The 19,185-nt window shown below is 70.7% G+C and carries 22 protein-coding genes; all 22 read left to right on the top strand.

The genetic code is table 11. The annotated features are described in order from the left end of the window. Window positions 1-54 precede the first annotated feature (54 nt). The 22 genes from AB0F17_RS28510 to AB0F17_RS28615 all read left to right on the top strand — a co-directional run bounded on the left by AB0F17_RS28510 (window position 55) and on the right by AB0F17_RS28615 (window position 19,039). Window positions 55-1,122 carry an LLM class flavin-dependent oxidoreductase gene (locus AB0F17_RS28510; protein ID WP_358028692.1) on the top strand — a complete coding sequence of 356 codons (1,068 nt, stop codon included), beginning with the start codon at window positions 55-57 and terminating at the stop codon, window positions 1,120-1,122. Then, a complete protein-coding gene (locus tag AB0F17_RS28515) occupies window positions 1,119-2,204 on the top strand; it encodes a hypothetical protein (RefSeq protein ID WP_358028695.1) in 1,086 nt (361 codons plus the stop codon). The genes AB0F17_RS28510 and AB0F17_RS28515 overlap by 4 nt, the downstream gene beginning before the upstream one ends. Window positions 2,205-2,256: 52 nt before the next feature. Continuing rightward, complete coding sequence (locus AB0F17_RS28520; protein ID WP_358028698.1) at window positions 2,257-3,762, top strand: AMP-binding protein; 1,506 nt, start codon at window positions 2,257-2,259, stop codon at window positions 3,760-3,762. Between the two features lie 141 nt (window positions 3,763-3,903). Next, window positions 3,904-5,205: an FAD-dependent oxidoreductase gene (locus AB0F17_RS28525; protein ID WP_358028700.1), complete on the top strand. Its 1,302-nt coding sequence runs from the start codon at window positions 3,904-3,906 to the stop codon at window positions 5,203-5,205. Between the two features lie 16 nt (window positions 5,206-5,221). Further along, window positions 5,222-5,785 (top strand): hypothetical protein, encoded by a 564-nt coding sequence (locus AB0F17_RS28530; protein ID WP_358028702.1) that lies wholly within the window; start codon window positions 5,222-5,224, stop codon window positions 5,783-5,785. 124 nt (window positions 5,786-5,909) lie between these two features. Then, window positions 5,910-6,257, top strand: a complete 348-nt coding sequence (locus tag AB0F17_RS28535) for a hypothetical protein (RefSeq protein WP_358028704.1) — start codon at window positions 5,910-5,912, stop codon at window positions 6,255-6,257. Window positions 6,258-6,260: 3 nt separating this feature from the next. Then, on the top strand, window positions 6,261-7,721 hold the full coding sequence (locus tag AB0F17_RS28540; protein WP_358028707.1) for a recombinase family protein: 1,461 nt from the start codon (window positions 6,261-6,263) through the stop codon (window positions 7,719-7,721). 473 nt (window positions 7,722-8,194) lie between these two features. After that, complete coding sequence (locus tag AB0F17_RS28545; protein WP_358028709.1) at window positions 8,195-8,431, top strand: hypothetical protein; 237 nt, start codon at window positions 8,195-8,197, stop codon at window positions 8,429-8,431. A gap of 10 nt (window positions 8,432-8,441) precedes the next feature. Further along, window positions 8,442-9,185 (top strand): hypothetical protein, encoded by a 744-nt coding sequence (locus tag AB0F17_RS28550; protein ID WP_358028712.1) that lies wholly within the window; start codon window positions 8,442-8,444, stop codon window positions 9,183-9,185. Continuing rightward, window positions 9,182-9,409, top strand: coding sequence for a hypothetical protein (locus AB0F17_RS28555; RefSeq protein ID WP_358028714.1), 228 nt, complete (start codon window positions 9,182-9,184; stop codon window positions 9,407-9,409). Before AB0F17_RS28550 ends, AB0F17_RS28555 begins: the two co-directional genes overlap by 4 nt. Before the next feature lie 53 nt (window positions 9,410-9,462). Further along, window positions 9,463-9,750, top strand: coding sequence for a hypothetical protein (locus tag AB0F17_RS28560; protein WP_358028717.1), 288 nt, complete (start codon window positions 9,463-9,465; stop codon window positions 9,748-9,750). 176 nt (window positions 9,751-9,926) lie between these two features. After that, window positions 9,927-10,325: a hypothetical protein gene (locus AB0F17_RS28565; protein WP_358028720.1), complete on the top strand. Its 399-nt coding sequence runs from the start codon at window positions 9,927-9,929 to the stop codon at window positions 10,323-10,325. 155 nt (window positions 10,326-10,480) lie between these two features. Further along, window positions 10,481-10,933: a hypothetical protein gene (locus tag AB0F17_RS28570; RefSeq protein WP_358028723.1), complete on the top strand. Its 453-nt coding sequence runs from the start codon at window positions 10,481-10,483 to the stop codon at window positions 10,931-10,933. Further along, window positions 10,930-11,385: a hypothetical protein gene (locus tag AB0F17_RS28575; protein ID WP_358028726.1), complete on the top strand. Its 456-nt coding sequence runs from the start codon at window positions 10,930-10,932 to the stop codon at window positions 11,383-11,385. Before AB0F17_RS28570 ends, AB0F17_RS28575 begins: the two co-directional genes overlap by 4 nt. 3 nt (window positions 11,386-11,388) lie before the next feature. Next, window positions 11,389-11,784: a hypothetical protein gene (locus AB0F17_RS28580; protein WP_358028729.1), complete on the top strand. Its 396-nt coding sequence runs from the start codon at window positions 11,389-11,391 to the stop codon at window positions 11,782-11,784. Between the two features lie 2 nt (window positions 11,785-11,786). Continuing rightward, entirely contained in the window at window positions 11,787-14,207 is a 2,421-nt protein-coding gene (locus tag AB0F17_RS28585; RefSeq protein WP_358028732.1) for a hypothetical protein, read from the top strand. A gap of 190 nt (window positions 14,208-14,397) precedes the next feature. Next, window positions 14,398-14,751: a hypothetical protein gene (locus AB0F17_RS28590; RefSeq protein WP_358028735.1), complete on the top strand. Its 354-nt coding sequence runs from the start codon at window positions 14,398-14,400 to the stop codon at window positions 14,749-14,751. 61 nt (window positions 14,752-14,812) lie between these two features. Next, the gene (locus AB0F17_RS28595) at window positions 14,813-16,246 is read left to right on the top strand and encodes a hypothetical protein (protein WP_358028738.1); all 1,434 of its coding nucleotides are present in this window, start codon (window positions 14,813-14,815) and stop codon (window positions 16,244-16,246) included. Then, complete coding sequence (locus AB0F17_RS28600; RefSeq protein ID WP_358028740.1) at window positions 16,243-16,662, top strand: hypothetical protein; 420 nt, start codon at window positions 16,243-16,245, stop codon at window positions 16,660-16,662. Before AB0F17_RS28595 ends, AB0F17_RS28600 begins: the two co-directional genes overlap by 4 nt. Before the next feature lie 44 nt (window positions 16,663-16,706). Continuing rightward, a complete protein-coding gene (locus tag AB0F17_RS28605; RefSeq protein ID WP_358028743.1) occupies window positions 16,707-16,961 on the top strand; it encodes a hypothetical protein in 255 nt (84 codons plus the stop codon). A gap of 302 nt (window positions 16,962-17,263) precedes the next feature. Then, on the top strand, window positions 17,264-18,484 hold the full coding sequence (locus tag AB0F17_RS28610; protein ID WP_358028746.1) for a helix-turn-helix transcriptional regulator: 1,221 nt from the start codon (window positions 17,264-17,266) through the stop codon (window positions 18,482-18,484). Window positions 18,485-18,598: 114 nt separating this feature from the next. Continuing rightward, window positions 18,599-19,039, top strand: a complete 441-nt coding sequence (locus AB0F17_RS28615; protein WP_358028749.1) for a hypothetical protein — start codon at window positions 18,599-18,601, stop codon at window positions 19,037-19,039. Window positions 19,040-19,185: the final 146 nt, after the last annotated feature.

Here is a 19,185-nt window from a genome sequence, read left to right on the forward strand (position 1 = left end):
GCTGGTAGTCTCTACCAAGCGAGCGCTTGGTTTACTACTTTCGCCGGAGGCGCGATGACGTCCCTACGGATCAGCCTGGGGTACGAGCTGGAGGTCCGCGGGCGCTCCCGCGAGGTCGAGCAACAGGCGTTCCAGAACGTGATCGACCAGGTCGTGCTCGGCGACCGGCTCGGCTTCGACACCGCCTGGTTCGTCGAACACCACTTCACCCGAGGGTTCTCCCACTCCTCCGCGCCCGATCTGGTGCTGGCCGCGATCTCCCAGCGGACCGAGCGGATCCATCTCGGGCTGGGCGTGGTGCTGCTGCCCTTCCAGTCGCCGATCCGTACGGCGGAGCGGGTCGCCACCCTCGACGTGCTGAGCGGCGGCCGGGTGGAGTTCGGCACCGGGCGGGGGGCCTCGCCCCTGGAGTACCAGGCGTTCCAGCGGCCGTTCGAGAAGTCGCGGCAGATCTGGGAGGACTCGCTGGACGCGACCCTGGCCATCTGGCGGGCCGACGGGGAGCCGGTCAGCCGGTCGAACGAGTTCTTCGAGATCCCGGACGTGGCGGTCTACCCGCGCCCGGTGCAGCAGCCGCACCCACCGGTCTGGGTGGCCTCGACGTCGCTGGAGGGCTACCTGGCGGCGGCCGACCACGGCTACAACCTGCTCGGCATGACGATGGTCAAGGGCATCGACGACGTGGCCGCCGACATCGCCCAGTATCGCGAGCGCCTGGCCGCGGCCGGGTTCGACCCCGCCTCGCGCCGGGTCGCGCTGATGATCCCCTGGTTCGTCGCGCCCACCCGCGACGAGGCCAACGAGAGGGCCGCCGACGCCGTCCTGTGGTACATCCGCCGCCAGGTCAACCTCGTCACCCCACCGGACTACTACGACGCGCGGCACGCCACCCATCGGGTCCTCGGCCAGCTCGCGGCCGGGATGCCGCCCGAGGAGGCGATGGCGACGCTGCGGGAGCACCTGATGGTCGTGGTGGACGACGTGGCGGGCTCGCGCAAGGCCCTGGCCAGGATCGCGGAGGCCGGGGCGACGGATCTGATCATCCAGGCGCAGGTGGGCGGGCTGGCGCACGACCGGGTGTGCGAGGCGATGACGCTGTTCATGACCGAGGTGGCCAAGTGACCGCCGCGCGGTGGCTGACGCGGGACGATCTCCGGGCGGGCGCGCGGTCCGCGACGGGGCTGCTGCTGGTCGCTCCCGACGCCTCCAGCGCCTTCCCGCTGGGGTCCGGCGACCGTGCGGAGGCGGAGGGACTGACCGGGTCGGCGCTGCGGGCGGTGGGTGTCGGCGAGCGCGACCGGGTCGTGGTGGCGCTGGCCGAACCGATGGGCGCCCTCTGGGCCGCCGCGGCGGCGGATGTGGCGTCGGCCGCGGCCTCCGTGGGGCCGCGCGGCCGGATGCGGCTGATCCACGCGCTGTCCGCCCTGGGCGCCACCACGCTGGTCGCCACCCCGACGGGCGCAATGGACCTGCTGGCCAGGCTGCACCTGGAGTTCCTCCTCGACCCGCTCGACCTGGGGCTGCGGCACATCGTGCTGACCGGGGAGATCGCCTCCAAGCGGACGCTCCGCCACCTGGCGGTCGAGTTCGACGCCCACGTGACCGAGGTGTACGCCAACCCGTTCAGCGGCGGCGCCCTGGCCTGGCGGACGGCGGAGAACGACCCGCTCACCCCACTGGCCGACGGCGTGCTGCACCTGGCCTCGCTGACCAAGGACGTGCTGCGGCACTCGGAGCCGTCCGGGGTGGCCGAGTTGGTGATCACCCCTCACGGTCACTCGGCGCTCGGCGACGCCGTCCTGCGTACCGGCCAGGTGGTGCGTACCGACTCGCCCGCGTCCGGTGACCCCGGGTTGCCCGCTCCCGCGCACACGGTCGGCGAGCACGTGCTGGTCCGGGGCGTGTGGCTGTCGCTGCCGCGGATCGAGAAGGCTCTGGCCAAGATCGACGGCGTGTCCAGATGGGAGCTGTCGATCAGCCGGCCGGGCACGCTCGACACCGCGGTGCTGACGGTCACGTTCAGCAGGGAGAGCCTGGTGCGCAACCCGATGTGGCGGGGGCGGATCCAGCAGGCGATCCAGGGGCTGACCCCGATCTCGATCGGCGTGGAGATCGCACCGGAGATCGCCGAGGCACCGGGCCCCGGCGTGCTGACCGACCTGCGCGGCCACCACCTGGGCCGCGACCGGACGCTGATCGTGTAGCCGGGGGCGCGCACCGATGGGACCGATGCCGGACTGGGGGACGCTCCCTCGCATGCTTCGCGACCAGGCGGACCGCCATCCGGACGCGGTCGTGATCGTCGACGGCGGCACGCGCGTGACCATGGCGGAGCTGCGCGCCGGAGCCGCCCGCGTGGCACACGGGCTCATCGAGCTCGGGGTCCGGCCGGGTGACCGGGTGGCCATGTGGGGCGTCAACGACCCGTACTGGGTGACGCATGCCTTCGGCATCTGGGACGCCGGTGCGGTGATCGTGCCGCTCTCCTCGCGCGCCAAGGGCCTGGAGGCGGCGGCGATGATCGCGAAGACCGGCGCCGAGGTCCTGGTCACGGGCGAGGGTCCGCCCGGCGTCGTACTCGCCGACCTCCTGCCGCCGGGCACCGGCCCGCGCCACGTGCTGGGCCCCGGCACTGCGCGGGGAGCGCACGCGAGCGGCGCCGGGGGGCCGCAGGACGTCGAGGAGCGGGCGCTGGCCGTACGGCCAGGCGATCTGTGCGAGATCATGTCCACCTCCGGCACCACCGGCACCCCCAAGGGCGTGATGCTGGACCACGCCCAGGTTCTGCGCGGCTACTGGGACTGGGCCGAGATCGTCACCCTGGACGAGAACGACCGCTACCCGGTGATCGCCCCGTTCAGCCACGGTTTCGGGCTCAACGCCGGGCTGATCGCCTGCGTGCTCCGCCGCGCGACCATGATGCCGATCAGGATCTTCACCCCCGACGCCCTGATGTCGCTGATCTCGGAAGGCCGGGCGAGCATCCTGGCGGGCCCGCCGACGCTGTTCCACCGGCTGCTCGACGAGCTGGACCGCGCCGACTGGGACGTCTCGTCGCTGCGCGTGGCCATCTGCGGTGCCGCCGCCGTGCCCGCCGCGCTGATCACCCGGCTGGTCGAACGGGTGGGGCTGGAACGGATGATCAACGCGTACGGCCTGATGGAGGGCACCGTCGTCTCCATGACCAGGGCCGGCGACCCGATCGAGGTGATCGCCGCGACCACCGGCAGGGCGGTGCCGGGGATCGAGGTGCGGATCGTCGACGACGAGGGCAAGGAAGTGGCCGCCGGGGAGCGCGGCGAGATCCTGCAGCGCGGGTACGGGGTCATGCGCGGCTATTGGGAGGAGCCCGGCAAGACCGCCGAGGTCGTCGATCCGGACGGCTGGCTGCACACCGGCGACATCGGCGTGCTCGACCCGGCGGGCAATCTCGCCATCGTGGACCGCAAGAAGGAGCTCTACATCGTCAACGGCTTCAACGTCTCGCCCGCCGAGGTGGAGTCGCTGCTGCTGCGCGAGGGCTCACTGGCGCAGGCGGCCGTGATCGGCGTACCCGATCCGGTCTCGGGTGAGGCGGGCTGGGCGTACGTGGTGCCCAGAGCGGGAATGACGGTCGATCCGGGCACGCTGCTCGGCTGGGCGAAGGACAACATGTCCAACTACAAGGTGCCGAAGCGGATCATCGTGGTCGAGGCGCTGCCCGCCAACGCGAACGGCAAGATCGACAAGATGGTCCTCCGCGCCCGCGCGGCCGGCTCCTGAACCCCCTGTTCGGGAAAGACCCACATTCGCGAGATGGGTTCATTCGTCGCGGTGATCGGGGATACATCGATCACAGTGCCTGGTTGTATCTGGTGGGACGCATGCCCCGTGTAACAGAATCGCCGACATAGAGGAGGCAGCGTGACGTTGCGCGTGGCGGTCATCGGGTCGGGCCCTGCCGGTATCTACACGGCCGAGGCCCTGGTCAAACAGGCGCAGGAGGACGTGCGGGTCGACGTCGTCGAGCGGCTGCCCACGCCGTACGGGCTCGTCAGATACGGCGTCGCGCCCGATCACACGTCGATCAAGTCGATCGCCAACTACCTCCGCCGGGTGCTCGAACTCCCCGAGGTCCGCTTTCTCGGCGGCGTCACGCTCGGCGCGCACCTGTCGGTCGAGGACCTGCTGAACCACTACGACGCGGTCGTCTACGCCACCGGCGCGATGGTCGACCGGAAGCTCGGCATCCCGGGCGAGGACCTGCCGGGCAGCGTGGCCGCCACCGACTTCGTCAACTGGTACTGCGGCCATCCCGACGTCTCCGCCTCCATGTTCACCCTCGACAGCCCCGAGGTCGCGGTCATCGGCGTCGGGAACGTGGCCGTCGACGTCGTACGCGTGCTGGCCAAGACCGCCGACGAGCTCAGCTCCACGGACGTGCCGCACGACGTGCTCGAACGTCTGGGTGCCAGCCAGGTCAAGGCCATCCACATGATCGGCCGCCGTGGCCCGGAGCACGCCAAGTTCACGCTGAAGGAGCTGCGAGAGCTCGGCGACCTGGCGAACGCCGACGTCTGCGTCCGCGACGACGAGGCCGTCGTGCTGGGCGGCGACTTCCCCCGCCAGATCCGCGGCAACATCGACGTCCTTCAGTCCTGGGCGGCCCGCCCCCCGGTCGGCCGCCCGCGCCGCCTCGATGTGCGCTTCTGGCTGCGCCCGGTGGAGATCCTCGGCACGGACCGGGTGGAGGGGCTGCGGCTCGAACGTACCCGGCTGTCCGAGGAGGGCCGGGTGGTGGGCACGGGCGAGTTCGAGACGCTCCCGGTGGGCATGGTGCTGCGCTCGGTGGGCTACCAGAGCGTCCCGCTGCCGGGGGTGCCGTTCGACGAACGGTCGATGACCGTGCCCAACGAGGCCGGACGGGTCCGCGACCGCGAGTACGTGGCGGGCTGGCTCAAACGCGGCCCCACCGGCGTGATCGGCACCAACAAGTCGGATGCGGCGGAGACGGTCCGCACGCTGCTGTCCGACCTGGCGGGCCAGGATCGGACACGGTCGGCGCCCATCGACGCGCTGCTGCTCGAACGGGGTGTACGGCCGGTGACGTACGACGAATGGCTGGCCATCGAGGCGGCGGAGGGCGCGCTGGCCAAGTCGCTGGGCCGGGGCGAGCGCGTCAAGCTCGCCGGCCTGGAGGCCATGCTGCGGGCCTGCCGGCCGTGATGGCGGACGCGTCACAGTGAGAGACCAGTCCCTTCCCGGGTTCGAGGAAGCCCACCGGGTCCAGCGGGCCCGCTATCCGGCCGCCGAGCCGGGCTGGCAGCCGGTGCACACCGTGTACGTCCCCGCCGACCGGCTGTCGCCGAGCACGGTCGTGGGATGGCGCGCGCAGGCGCTGGACCTGGTCAAGGAGCACCTGAGCGGCCCCGACGAGCTGGCCGCCGTGTTCGAGGTGCCCGACGCGCTCGCGCGGGACGTACACGAAAGAGTGCTGCGCAAGCTCGCCCGCGAGCCGGTCGAGGACCTGCGGATCGACTTCGAGGACGGGTACGGCGGGCGGCCCGGCGACGAGGACGGCCACGTCGAGCAGGCCGTCGAGGCCGTGGCCGTGATGCGGGCCGCCGGAGCGCTGCCGCGCCGGTGGGGGCTGCGGGTCAAGTCGTTCGCCGACGGGGATCCTGGGCGGTCGGTGCGGACGCTCGACGGGTTCGTCACCGGGGTCGTCGAACGGGTGGGCGAGTTGCCCGCCGGGTTCGTGGTCACCTTCCCGAACGTTACGCTGTCATCTAAGGCAGCCCCATAGGAGGGTCATCACCGTGACGGCATCATCTAAGCCATGTCCCCTTAGGGGGGAAACGGTCTAAGAGGGGCCGTCATACCCTGTTGTGTAACTCCGAGAGGGCACAACCCCCGTCGATTGGAGATCCATGCCAACCCCCGGTGCGCCTCAGGCGGCCCTGAGTGCGACGCAGAGCGGCGAACACCCCCACGCCGGTCTCCCACACTCCAAGGTCGGCCGATGGGCGCCCTACGCGCGCTCCGGCGGCCTCGCCCGCCTGGCACGTAAGGACACCGAGACCGGCGAGCCGCTCGAAGCACTCGCCGACGTCGGCCTGACGCTGCTCGACGTCTCCGACCACCCGCACCCCGCCGGGGGCCTCGACATCGGCCGGCCCCTGACGGCCCTCATCGCGCAGAACATGACCGCCCTGAACACATACCAAAGCGATAGGGCGGCCGAGCGCCGCCAGTCCCGGCGGAACTTCGCTCGATAAACGATGCCGCAGCAGAAACGCACGGGTCTTCTATGGGGCCTGTACGCGAGAATCAGCAACGATAAGAACGTCAATACCGACGACGAGGGAATCGGCGTCGACAATCAGCTCGACGTTTTGCGCGAATGGGTGCACCGCAAGGACCCGCAAGCGCAGATAGTCGAGGTGTACGTCGACAACGACATTCCGGCGTCCGGGAAGATGACCAAGCGCAAGACGCGCGAGGAATTCGACCGGGCTCGGACGGACGCCCGGCGTGGGCACATCCAAGCCTGCGCCGCCTGGCACATCGACCGCTACACCCGGCGGCCGCGTGAGATCGAGGACCTCGTCGACATCGCCGACCAGCACGGCACCCTGTGGGGCACCGTGACCGGCGAGATCGACCTCACCACGGCCGCCGGCCGGCTGTTCGCCCGGATGCTCGGCAACTGGGCGGCGTACGAGGGCGAGCACAAAACCGAGCGCATGCAGCTCAGATTTTCGAGCGATGCGCGAGCAGGAAAGGTTCACACAGGCGGAATGCGCTGCTACGGATATACCGACGACGACACAGGATTGATCCCTGTAGAGGTCGCCGTGATTCGGGAAATGGCCGAACGCGTTCTGCCACCCGATCCCGAGTCGGTACGGTCGCTGACGCGCCTGCTCAAAGAGCGCGGCGTCAAGACGGTACTAGGCAACAATTGGACGAGCACGAGCATCGTCCGGCTGCTCACGAATCCCCGGCTGCGCGGCGCCCGCGCCTATCACGGCGAGGTCGTAAAAGAGGAAGTGTTCCCGCGCGTCTTCTCCGACGAGGAGTTCGCACGCATCGTGACATTCCTTGAGGACCCTGAACGTAAAAAGCCTGACGAGCCCGTGCGTAAATACTTGGCGACCGGCGGCATCGCGATATGCGGGCTGTGCGGGAAGCGGCTGCAGGCGCAGCCGAGCAATACGGGCCGCCGGGGGTACGTGTGCCGTACTTCGGTGCCGTACGGCGGTTGCGGGAAAATCCGAATCCAGGCCGAGGCTTTCGAGGAACACATCGCCGCCGAGGTCCTCGCCCGGTTCGCCTCACCCAAGGTTCGGGCGCGGGTCGAGGCGGCCGCGCACCTCGACGCCGGCGAGGAAGTCGGCGAGCGGATTCTCGCGATCGACGCCGAGCTCGCCGACCTCGGCCGGGATTTGGCGCGCAAGAAGATGAGCAAGGTCGCGTTCCGCGCGGCCGAGAACGTGCTCACCGAGGAACGCAACGAGCTGGTAACCCGGATGCGCGCGGCCGAGCGCGGGTCGCTGCTGCCGCCGGGCCTTGAGCTGACACCGTCGAGCCTGGCCTCATGGTGGACCCACGAGGAAACGAGCCTTGAGCAGCAGCGGGCATTGATCATGAGCGTGCTCGACCACGCGGTCGTCAGTAGGGCGGTTCGTCGCGGCTTCAACGGATACGAGCCGGACCGTGTTGATTTCATCTGGAAGTAAGGTAACAACTCGGTAAAGCTGTTGAGACTTAACTGACTGTGACTGCACAGTTACGGAACGCCGAAATCCCGGGAGGACCAAGGCCGCTCAAAGCCCGCCGGGGGAGCACTAACCGATGATCGACGCCGAAACGCTGACCGAAATGATCGAGTCCGCACTCAAGCGGAACCCAGATCCCGAGGTAAGCGACGAGGCCATCCACACCGCACTAGGAATTTGGAACGCTCCTCTGCGAATCGCGACGTAGGAGGGCGAACAGTACGCGACACGCGGACCTAGCCGAGGCCCCGGAAATCTTACGTAGATTTTCGGGGCCTTCTGTTTTCCAAGTCACAAGCTGCTCTAATCCCGCCACCCTTGTTCGTGGCGCACATAGGGGCGTATGGTTCATCACGCACCCGTGGAAAGGAGCACACCCCGTGACCAGCCGTACGCGCCCGCCCAATCGGCGCCCATTCCGACCAGGACCGACGATGCTGCCCCGACTGTCGCGCCGATGGCGTACCGCCGGGTCGCTCAAACCGGGCGACTACGTGCACACACCCGTCGCCGGATACCGGATCATCTCGGTCGGTCACATCCCCGGCAGCGTCGCTATCGAGGCCGCACTCGACAGCGGAACCCCTATGTTCGTCACTCATCCCGCGGGGCGCTCTCTCGACGTGACGCGCACGTTCCGTGGGCTGCGCCGATTCATGCCTGCGTCTTAACGAGGTGACTGTGACACTCGCATTCCTGGCCACGAGCCGCACCGGATCGAACCCCCGGCTGCACGAGCTGTACGAGATCGCGCTGATCGAGCACGGCGGCGGGCAGCCCGACCGCCGCTCGATCTGGCGGCTGCGGCCGCAGCGCCTGCCCGACGCCGACCCGGCCGAACTGGCCCGCAGCGGCTACCACCAGCGCAAGCACTACGGGCACGACGTCGTGTACATCGACGCCGACCTGCAGACCGCGACCCCCGTCGACCCCTACGGCCTGGCCGCCGAGCTGTCGGCCCGCCTGTTCGAGATCCCCCTGATGACGCTCGACCTGCGCGAGGTCTCGTTCCTCGGCCGCTTCCTTGAGGCGCACCGCGCCCTGCCCGCCTGGTCGCGCACGGTCGACGTCACCGCCGGGGCCGCCTTCTACATGCAGGGCCTGCGCGCCGGGTGGCTCGCCGCCGCCCGGCACGCCGACCGGATGCTGCCCGAGCCCGAACTCGACTTCGCCGCCGCCTACGACCCCCGCCCCGACCCCTACCGGATCGCCCGCGCCCTGCACGTGACCGGCGAGGACATCGGCGACGACTCCGACGCGCTGACCAGGGCGACCCTGGCCATGCACCTATGGACGTCCGCCAACGCCGCCCCGATGATGCCCCCGCCGGCGCACGAGCAGGGCGACCGCCTCGTCGCTCCCACCCCGGCGGCCGGCGACACGGCCGTGCTCAATCTCGCCGAGCTCGCCGACCTCACGTCATGACGGCGTACGTCACGCTGCGCTGCGAGGTCGAGCAGAACGAACCTGGCGGCGACGACATCGGCGTGTGCTGCTCGCTGGTCGTGGCACCCGGCGGCGCCGACGCCGCCGCCGCCCGGGCCTACGCCGCCGGGCTCGGCTGGTCGACCGACGCGAGCGGCCGCGATCTGTGCGGCTGCCAACAGCCGCGCCGGGTCGTGCGGCTCGAATACCCCGACGCCGAGTAACGTACGACCGTTACCCCCCAAGACATCTCGGCCGTTCATTCAAAGGAGTAGAAATGCTATTCATTCTGGAATACGAGCGGGATATCACGGAGACCATTCTCCGGGAAATCCAGGCCGACAATTACCAGTGGACCGGACCCGAGAAAGACCACATCGAATTCCTGCGCGGCGGCGAGGCCGTATTCGTGGTTCGCCGATCCTCGATAATCACGATCGAGCACAAATCGCAGCCCGAGCCGCAGCACGCCCTCGCCGGGCCGGTCGAGGCGGCCGCCCGCGCGAGTGCCCTGCAGCACGCCCTGACGCCCGCTGACAACGCGCACGCCGTCGGGGTGCGCTGACCCGTGACCACCAGACCGCCGGCCGCCCCCGCAGGGGCTGACCGGTGCCCGGACCCGCGCGCCCGTTCGGCGCGGCCCGCCCGGAAGAAGCGGCCGCACCACGCCGCCGGGCAGGGCCTGCGAGCGCGCGGGGCCGGGGCGCGGCCTCACAGGTGCCCGCTCGGGGGCGTGCATCTGTGAGGCCGCCACACCTCCCGAACCGGCGCCTGCAGCGCCGCCTGCCGCACCACCTGCCGCGCGACGGCGTCGGCCGCGACCTAGTGGCGGCGTTCGCGGCCCTCGACCTCGTCGACCAGCCCGACGGGACGGGCCCGCACCACGACCTCGACCTCGCGGCCGCCGTGCTGTATCTCGACCAGGCCCGCGAGGCCGGGTGCGTGACGTGGGCCGAGCAGGCCCACGAGGCCGTCGCCCGGCTGCTCGCCGAGACCCGCCCCGAGCAGATGCGCGACGAGCTGCTGCGCGCGATCGCCCTTCTCCTCGGGTGGCTGTACGCCCTCGACCGGCGGGCGGCGTGGGGGCGCCCGATACCGCGTGTCTCGCGGCGGGCCCGCCGCCGTATGCGGCCGCAGTAGCCTTTCCCCGCAGGGCCCCGGCTGGGGAATTGTCGTCACTTCCGCAGCGACCGGCCGGGGCTTTGTCCTATCTGCGGTCGGACAGTTTGTCCTACTCGACATGTTCACCGTTCGAGGCCTCCCGGTCACGCTGGGTAGCATGCTACCCTCACGGCATGAGAGGAACCCCCGATGATGAAACCAAGGACCGTGAAGGGACGGGAGAGCACGGCGGCGACGAGCTGTACACGTACGTCGACCTGCGCGACCGCACCCCCGACGACGACGAGGCCGACGACGACGAGCCGGAGCCGGCCGTGACCCGCCGCCGCCCGGCCGCCCGCCGCGCCGCCGCCCGCAAGACCAGCAGCCGCACCCCCAAGGCCCCCGCCAAGAAGCGCGGCCGCGCACGGCAGGGCGCCGAGATCGCAGGCGGCGCACTGCTCGTGATGACCCTGATCGGGTTCGGCGCGTACGCTCTGGCCGCGCACGTGCTCGACCTGCCACGCGACGCCGCGCTCGTGCTCGGCGGCCTGGCCGCCGGACTGACCCCGCTCGGCGGCCGCGCGTTCCTGGCCGGCCGCAAGCGGCTCGGCTCGTGGATCACCCCGAGTGGAGTCCGTACGTGATCAGCCTGTGGCAGGCGGCCCTGATCGGCGCGGCCGTGCTCGCCGGGGCAGTCGTCGCCCGCCGCCGATGGGACGCCGTATCGCCGCGCGTCTGGTGGCGCGAGCAGCGACTGCACCGACGGCCCGGCCAGATCATCGGCCGCCTGCTGCGGGTGCCCCTGGTCGCCCTCCTGCTCGTCGCCTCAACCGTCGTCGCGATCCTCGGCGTCGGCCTGCTGCTGCTCGCCCTGACCGCCGTCGCCGCCCTGATCGTCCTGTGGTGGTGGCTGCGCTGCGGTGCCCGCAGCGCCACACCCCACCGCGAGATGTACGAACGCGACGACGTCGACCTGACCCCGCCCGACCCCGACCTCAATCTCGATTGCTTCCCGCGCGTTCTCGGCCCTCCCCTGGCGTCACCGCCCGCGCTCCCCCCTGAAGATCCGGACAATCCCCGCGCACTGGAGTGGTGACCGATGGCACGCAGAGCCGCCGACCTGGTGAAGTACCCGACCCGTAAGCCCGAGCAGATCCGGCTGTACTGCCGCTACAGCGACGAGGTCCTCAGCGACCTGCAGCACGAGTTCTCGGCCCGCCGCCGCGAGCTGCTCAAGCGCTGTTATGCCCTGCTCAAGGAAGCCCAGAAGCACGGCATTGACCAGGGCGACGACAAGTACATAAGGGCGATGCGCTCGACCGTCGGCCTCGTCACGGCCGCCGTGTGCCTCAAGCTCGCCCGCGCCGCGATCAACGGCGTGTACCCGGCGTTCGAGAAGCACTGCGGCGCCGCGATCGACGGGCTGCGCGACAAGCAGTACGGCAAGGGCAAGGGCCGTCCGGCCAAGCCCGAAGAAGAGAAAATGGAAGTCTGATCATGGCCGTGACGAACCGCAGCCTGCGCGAGGAGAAGCGGGCCGAGCGCAAGGCCCGCAGGCAGATCGGCGAGAGCGTCGGCGGCGAGCTGTCGGCCCTGTGGCGAGCCCTGGCCCCGTGGGCGCTGCTCGCGACCGCGATCGTCGTCGCCCCGGCCGCCTGGTGGCTCGCCCGCATCAACGACGTGCAGGTGTTCAGCGCGATCTGCATCGCCCTGGCGGGCGCGGTCATGCTGGGCGTGTCGCTCAAGCTGACCCGGCGTCGCGATCTCGGGCGCTGGCACGAACTGTTCAACGTCAGCGCGCCCGTGGGCGTGATCGCGTGGACGATCGCATTCGGGCCCGACCGGTACGTGCTCGTCGGCGGCGCGATCTTCGGCATCACGAGCGCGATCATCTGGAACAGGCGGCACACCAGCTCGGCCATGCGCGAGCTAGAACTCGCCGCCGGCGGGTACGCCGGGGTGCAGGGCAACGTGCCGCAGCGCTGGCAGGCGTTCGCCACCGAGCACATGCCGCAGGTCGCCGCATCCAAGATGACCGTGTTCACCAACACGCCCGAGGTCCTGCACGTCGGCATCGACCTCGGCCCCGGCGAGGTGCCCGATGACCTCACCGACCGCACGACGCTGCAGAAGCTCACGCGCTTCGGCGGCGGCATCCTCGGCGGCACGACGGTCGCCGTCGGCGACTACCTCGACAAGGTCGGCGTGACGATCCTGCGCGTCGACCCGCTCAAGAAGCCCTTTGCGTGGAACGGTCCGACCGCACCGGGCGAGTCGATCATCGAGCCCATCGAGGGCCTCGGGAAGTACCGCGACGGCCTCGACCTGTCGCTGCTACTGCCGCACGTCGCCGCCAAGACCGAGGACGGCGAGGACAAAGCGCACTCTCACATGACGGTCGTGGGCATGAGCCGCTCGGGCAAGGGATCGGCGGGCGAGCAGATCGACGTGTGCGTCGCCACCCGCAAGGACTCGGCGATTGTGCTGTGCGACCCCGTGAAGGCCGACCAGCAGCTCGGCGCGATCGGCCAGGGCGCGGCCTACGTCTTGACGAACCCCTCGGCGATCCGCGCGTTCCTGCACCGCCTCGTGAACGTGACGATCCCGCGCCGGGCGGCCTACCTCGGCAGCCCCGGGCACAACCTGCTCGGCAAGGTGTGCAAGGAATGGGAACCCGGCTGCGGCCTGACGTGGCTGCTCGTGCACGTGTACGAGGCGGCCGCGCTGTTCAACAACCCGCACATGACGCAGCTCTCGGAGCGGGCCGCCTCGGTCGGCATCCAGCTCATGTACGAGGTGCAGATCGCCAAGCACGACAAGGTCGACACGAACCTGCGCAGCAACGCCGGCGACCTGCTGCACTTCGGGGTCAAGGACCCCGACGACGCCGCCCTCGTGATGCCGCCCGAACTGCTCGACATGGGCGCGACGCCGTGGGCGTGGGGCAACCGGCGGGGCGGCATGTGTTACGCAGCCCTCGGTCACCTGTCGCTGAACCGGCAGGCGATCCCGGCGCGGTTCGGCCGCCCGGCCCGCGACGGGTCCGACATCGAGGGCGCGCTCGCCGAGTACATGCATCTCGTCGACCCGCTCGACCCGATCACGGCCGACTCGTGGGGCGAGCCGTACCAGAAGTTCGCCGCAGCCCGGGCGGCCCGCGCCGACAGCGCCCCGCGCATGCACTCGTTCGCCGGCCGTTCCGCCCCCGCCTACGCCGGGCAGGCCGCTGCCCGGCCCGCGACGATCGCGGGCGCAGTGCTGCTCGACGAGCGGCCCGCCCCGCGGGTGAGCGTCCCTCCGGCGGCCGAGCGCTACAGCGCCCCCGTGGCACCGCCCGGCGGCGACATCGAGGGCGACGCCGACCCGCTCGGCGACGACGAGCCCGAGACCGGGTTCGACCTCGACGACCCGCACGAGGAAGACCCGCCCCGCGCCGACGAGCTGCAGGCCGAGCGCGAGCAGGCCGCCGAGCGCGTCGTCGGCGACCTGGCCGTGCTCATGGACAGCGACGAAGAACTTCGCGAGGCGGCCGACGAGGTGTTCGCCGCCATGGAGCGCCACGGCGGCGAGGAGTCCCCGCCCGACCCCGGCATGCTGCCCGGCCGGGACATGGACTTTCCCGAGGACCCCGACGAGCAGCATTTTCGGCCGATCGTTCACCGCGACGAGGCGTTCGACATTCTGCTCGACGTCCTGCGCACCAAGATCGGCGAGGGCAACACCTTCCGCTGGGCGGACGTGTACGACGAACTCGAACACCGGGCACGCCGGGGCGAGTCGTGGGTGCGTAAGTGCCGTAAGCCGCTCATGGGTTGGGGGTGCATTCAGGAGACCGAGACGTTCGGTGTGTTCGAGGTCATCCACACCCGGCGGGGCGATCTCGACGACTACGCAGAGTCACTAGATGAGGCAGTGTGACGCGGAACTGTGACGCAGAAGATCGTCACAGTTCTGAGGGACTGTGATGCCGTTCCGAGCCCCTCCCCCTTATAGACACGAGGCGGAACAGCGTCACCGTCACAGTACGTGTCACAGTCCCGGCGTCACCGTGCACGGCTCGGCGGACGCGCACGCAGAGTAATCAAACAAGATCACGAACGGAGATCCAATGTCCATCACCCCGCCCCCGCGCGACCCGTACAACGACATCGACATGCCGACCGCCGGCGAACGCCGCCGCCTCGGCCGCACCCGCCCGACCAGGGCCCGCGAACTTTCGAACATGGCCGTGTCGATCATGCTCGCGCTCGCCGCCGTGATCTTCCATCCCGCCCTCGTCGCGCTCGCGCCCGTCCTGCCACCGTGGATCGCGTGGGTCCTCATCGCCGCTTTCGTGGGCGCGGCGAGCGACGTCGCGGCAAGCTCGTACGCCGGGCGTCCGACGCGCACCGCCTCGACCTTGATCGTCACGGTAGGGGGAGGGGTGGTGATCGCCGCGATCGCCATCAGCTTCGTGCCCTGACCCCTCCTGCCCGACCGGCTCGCCCCCCGCTCATGATCAACTCACAGAGAGCGAACCACCTGTGCGACTCCTGACCCGGCTGCACCGAACCCCCGAGCCCGCCCCGGCAGCCGCCGCGCCGGTCGACCCGCTCGCGGCCGCCGAGGCCGCCGAGGCCGCGACCCTGCTCGCGCGGGCCGAGGCCGAGCACCAGGCGGTCGTCAACGCCGCCCGGATCGCCGACGCCGAGGCGGCCGCCAAGATCGCCGCGATCGAGGCCAAGTCGAGGACCGAACAAGACCGCCGTGACGCCCGTGCTGCTGACGAACGGGCCCGTGCTGCCAAAGCAGCACGCGAGACGGAAGCGGCGGCACATCGCGACCAGCGTGCCGAACGCGGCCGCACGACCCGCGTCAAGATCGCCGCCTACAGCGAGCGCACTCGCCGCCTGGCCGTCAACATCGTCGTGAACGTGGGCTGCGGGATCGGGCAGTCTCTGTTCTTCCACGAGCAGCAGGGATTGATCTTGCTGTTCGCCGTGCTGCTCGCCGCCGGGCTTGAGCTGGTGAGCGTCACGACGCTTGACTACGGCCTCGCCGCCCGGCGCGACGGCCGCCCGTACAAGCTCAAGTTCTTCACGGCGGCCCTGCTCGCGGGGGGGGTTGCTGCCCTTAACTACGCGCATTGGTCGAACAGCACGACGCAGCAAGGGCTCGCATGGCCCCTGGCGATCCTGTCGCTGCTGTGCCCCCTGCTGTGGGCCTGGTACGCCGCCGCCCGAGACGCCGAAACGGCCCCTGTGCTGCAGGTTGCTGGTACAGCAGCACGCACCGGCACGGCAGCAGCACGGCAGCAGCAAGCGATCGGCACGGGGCAGCACGGGGCAGCACGGCAGCAGCACGACGGCAGCACGCGACCGGCAAGCTTCACCGCCTATCAGTGGATCATGTGGCTCTCAGACACCCGCGCGGCCAAGCGGTACGCGATCCGCTACAGCATCACCAACCCCCAAGACGCGTACCGTGCTGCCGCGCAGCACGCCGCCGACATCGAGGCCGGCGAGCGCGCAGCGGCCCGCCGGGAACGCCAGGACCTCGCCTATGCCGAGGCCGGGTGGGAGTACGCCGAGCGGCTGCTCGCAGCCGAGCGCGAGCAGGCCGCCGCCGCCCTGGCCGAGCTGCAGGCCGACCTCGGCCGCGCGCACGAGCTGCTCGCCGCCCGCCCGAAGGAACTCGACGCCCCGGCCCGCGACCGCTACCTGCCGACCCCTGACGAGGTCGCCGCGATGCCGACCGACGAGGAGAAGCGCGAGAGCGCCCGCGACGCCTACCGGACCGCCCGCCTCGACGACGTCGAGCTGACCGGCCCGGCGATCGCGGCCGCCTACGGCATGTCGGAGTCGTGGGCGCGGGCCCGCACCCGCGAGGTACGCAAAGTGCTGCGCGTGCAGCTCGACGACGAGGAACGCGCCGACGAGCGCGCCGAGCCCAGCGAGGCCGAGGGGATCGGCGAATGAGCACGGTCGACGACCTGATCGGCCACGCCGCCGAGGCCGCCCTGTCGGGGCTGCGCCGCCTGCCGGCCGACCTCGTGCTGCGCCGCCAGGTGTCCGACCTGATACTGCTCGCCGCCGAGCTGTACCCCGAGGTGACCACGCCGCAGGCCCTGATGTTCGCCCTCGACCAGATGCACGCCCGCGCGGCCCGGCTGGTCGCGATCGCCGCCCTGCCCGAGTGCCCTGGCCGCGCCGAGCAGGAGGCCATGACGCCGCGGCAGCTTGAGCAGGCCGCCCGGCACGTCGCCGCCACGGCGTACGGCCTCGGCGTGCAGGACGGCCGCCGCGGGGCCGACCCGCGGATACTCGCCGCAGCGTTCGACCTGTCGGTCGACCGCGCGGTGCAGTTCGTCAACGAGGCGGCGACGGGCAGGTGAGCGCAGCCGTGGCCGTCGGAATCGTCAGGGCCTATGATCGCCGGGTGGACGGCCCGACGGCAGACGACTGGACAGCGGCAGCGGGTGCCCTGACCGCCCACGAGCAGGCCGCCGCCGCCGCCAAGGCCGCGCAAGACGCCTGGTACGAGACCGTGCGAGCCCTCAAGCGCAAGGGCGCGAGCCGGTCCGAGATCGCAGACCGGCTCGGCCTGACCGATTCCGTCGTGAAATGGATCGTCGAGGACAAGGCCGGTACCCGCCTGGCGCGGCGCCGAGCCCGCCGGGGAGACCCGCAGTAGCGTCGTCGGGACGCGCCGGCTGCTGGACGCTGACGCTCCACCTCGCGCGGCCCCGGCCGGCCTCCCTCGGCAGGGGCCCGCCGGGGCCGTCGCATTTCCCGCCCGAGAAAGCCGCCGGGCATGGCCTAAAAAAAGTGAGGGCCCGGACCGCAAACCCCCGAATGCGGTACCGAGCCCCCGACGCAGCCCGACCGGGGCGTGCACCTGACCGCCCCACTGTACCCGCGCGCCCCCCATGACGGCGAGGGGCCGCGTAGCCTCGAAACCGTAGGCACCTGACAATGCCCTTGCGAGGAAAGAACATGCCCAAAACCCCCGAACCGCAGGACGTGAAGTCCAACGGCGACCGCCTCGGCGACCTACGCCGCGAGGCCAAACAGACGCAGCAGCAACTCGCCGACGCGAGCGGATACAGCCTGGCCACCGTGCAGAAGTACGAGCAGAACCTGCGCGTCCTCGACCGAGGCCAGGTGATCCTCACTTTCGCGCGGGCCCTCGGCGTCCACCCCGCCGCCATCACCGGCCACCCGTTCCACACCGGAGAACACGAGGACAACGCCGCGGCGTCGGCGACGGTCGCCGCGGTGCACCGCGCGCTGCTCGTGCACGGGCGGCCGCCGCGCGTCACCGAGGCCGAGGTAGCCGCCGTCGACCTGGCCGATCTGGCCCAGCGGGTCAGCGCGGCGATCGCCTACCGGCACGCCGCCGCCATGACCCGCACGGCCGACGTCCTGCCCGACCTGCTGCGCGACCTGCAGGTCGCCGCCCTAGTCACCGAGGGCGACCAGCGCCGCCGGGCGCACCTGCTGCTCGCGAGGGGGTACGAGTGCGCGATGCAGTTCGCCTACAAGATGGGCCACGGCGCCGTGAGCACCCTGGCGACCGAGCGGGTCATGTGGGCCGCGCAGGAGACCGGCGACCCGCTACAGGTCCTCGCCTCGCACTGGTACGAGAGCGGCGAGTTCATCGCCATCGGCGAGCACGACGTCGCCGCCGACATCATCGACGACTCGCTGCGCGGCCTGGCCAGGCTCGACCGAACCCCCGAGGCCGTCTCGCTGACCGGAGCGTTCCACCTCAAGGCCGCGCTGAACTCGGCGCGGGCGGCCGACGCGACCGAAAGCGAGATGCGCCTGCGCCAGGCGCAGGCCGCAGCCGAGGACCTCGGCCGCGACGAGAACCATTTCGACCTGCAGTTCGGCCCCTCAAACGTCGCCGTATGGGGCGTGTCCATCCCCGTGGAGTTCGGGCGCGGCCGCGAGGCCGTACGCCGCGGCGAGCGCGTCGCCCTGCCCACCACGTTCGCCGCCGAACGACGCTGTCACCTGCAGATCGACCTCGGCCGGGCGCACTGGCAGAACGGCAACCGCGAGGGCGCCCTCGTGTCCTTCCTGAACGCCGAAGAGATCGCCCCCGTGCAGACCCGGCTGCACTCGGCAGTGCGCGAGACCCTGCGCAGCATGCGCCGACAGCAGCGGCGCGGCAGACTCGCCGAACTATGCCTGCGAGTAGGCGTGGTTTAGGTACCTGTGACCAGCAGCGCGACGCGAAACTAGGACACCTTGTCCGACTACAGTCAGCCCCTGGATCGGTACCGTCAGTTAACAACCAATCCGACTCGCGGAAGCACCTGACAAATGACCGACGAGCGTAAACCCCAGGAAGAGGCGCCCCCGGCCCCTACCATTCCCGAGCAGGCCCCCTCGGCGGGCAGTGATCCCGCCGCGCTGGGGGCCTCTCCCGATTCCCCTCAAGTTACCGACCCGTGTAACCGCGCGGTCATCGTGGGCGCCCTGCAGAGCGCCCTCGCCAACCTCGGGGTTCACACCAAGCAGTACCGGCCCACACGCCATGACGGCTCTTTCGGCGTCTTGGCCTCGGGCGGCGGCATGACGCAGATGGTCGCCCTCAAGGCCGACGGCAAACGTCCCGGCCGTTACGCCTGGTACTGGCTATGGGCAGACGGCCTGCGCGGAGAGGGCCCCATCACCACCGAGCGGGCATGCGACGGCGAGGACATCTCGACAGCCTGCACGAGGATCGCTCGTGTGCTCGGCGTGGTTCCTGTGGCAGTGTAGAAGTCCATGCCGGTCTGACCCATTTCACAACGCCCGTTTGACAGCGGCCGGGGGGAAATGGTCAGAAGCCCGCCCCGAGCGGGCACCGGCTCTTGGGTGACGAGGGGGCGTCAGTCCTCCCGGACCGCCTGCAGCGGCGCACGCCC

This window comes from Nonomuraea sp. NPDC026600, assembly GCF_040638335.1.
GTDB lineage: Bacteria > Actinomycetota > Actinomycetes > Streptosporangiales > Streptosporangiaceae > Nonomuraea.

Coding starts and splice junctions, on each gene's coding strand:
- AB0F17_RS28510 (WP_358028692.1), top strand. CDS start 55: ATGACGTCCCTACGGATCAGCCTGGGGTACGAGCTGGAGGTCCGCGGG.
- AB0F17_RS28520 (WP_358028698.1), top strand. CDS start 2,257: ATGCTTCGCGACCAGGCGGACCGCCATCCGGACGCGGTCGTGATCGTC.
- AB0F17_RS28535 (WP_358028704.1), top strand. CDS start 5,910: ATGCCAACCCCCGGTGCGCCTCAGGCGGCCCTGAGTGCGACGCAGAGC.
- AB0F17_RS28540 (WP_358028707.1), top strand. CDS start 6,261: ATGCCGCAGCAGAAACGCACGGGTCTTCTATGGGGCCTGTACGCGAGA.
- AB0F17_RS28545 (WP_358028709.1), top strand. CDS start 8,195: ATGCTGCCCCGACTGTCGCGCCGATGGCGTACCGCCGGGTCGCTCAAA.
- AB0F17_RS28555 (WP_358028714.1), top strand. CDS start 9,182: ATGACGGCGTACGTCACGCTGCGCTGCGAGGTCGAGCAGAACGAACCT.
- AB0F17_RS28560 (WP_358028717.1), top strand. CDS start 9,463: ATGCTATTCATTCTGGAATACGAGCGGGATATCACGGAGACCATTCTC.
- AB0F17_RS28570 (WP_358028723.1), top strand. CDS start 10,481: ATGAGAGGAACCCCCGATGATGAAACCAAGGACCGTGAAGGGACGGGA.
- AB0F17_RS28580 (WP_358028729.1), top strand. CDS start 11,389: ATGGCACGCAGAGCCGCCGACCTGGTGAAGTACCCGACCCGTAAGCCC.
- AB0F17_RS28585 (WP_358028732.1), top strand. CDS start 11,787: ATGGCCGTGACGAACCGCAGCCTGCGCGAGGAGAAGCGGGCCGAGCGC.
- AB0F17_RS28590 (WP_358028735.1), top strand. CDS start 14,398: ATGTCCATCACCCCGCCCCCGCGCGACCCGTACAACGACATCGACATG.
- AB0F17_RS28600 (WP_358028740.1), top strand. CDS start 16,243: ATGAGCACGGTCGACGACCTGATCGGCCACGCCGCCGAGGCCGCCCTG.
- AB0F17_RS28610 (WP_358028746.1), top strand. CDS start 17,264: ATGCCCAAAACCCCCGAACCGCAGGACGTGAAGTCCAACGGCGACCGC.
- AB0F17_RS28615 (WP_358028749.1), top strand. CDS start 18,599: ATGACCGACGAGCGTAAACCCCAGGAAGAGGCGCCCCCGGCCCCTACC.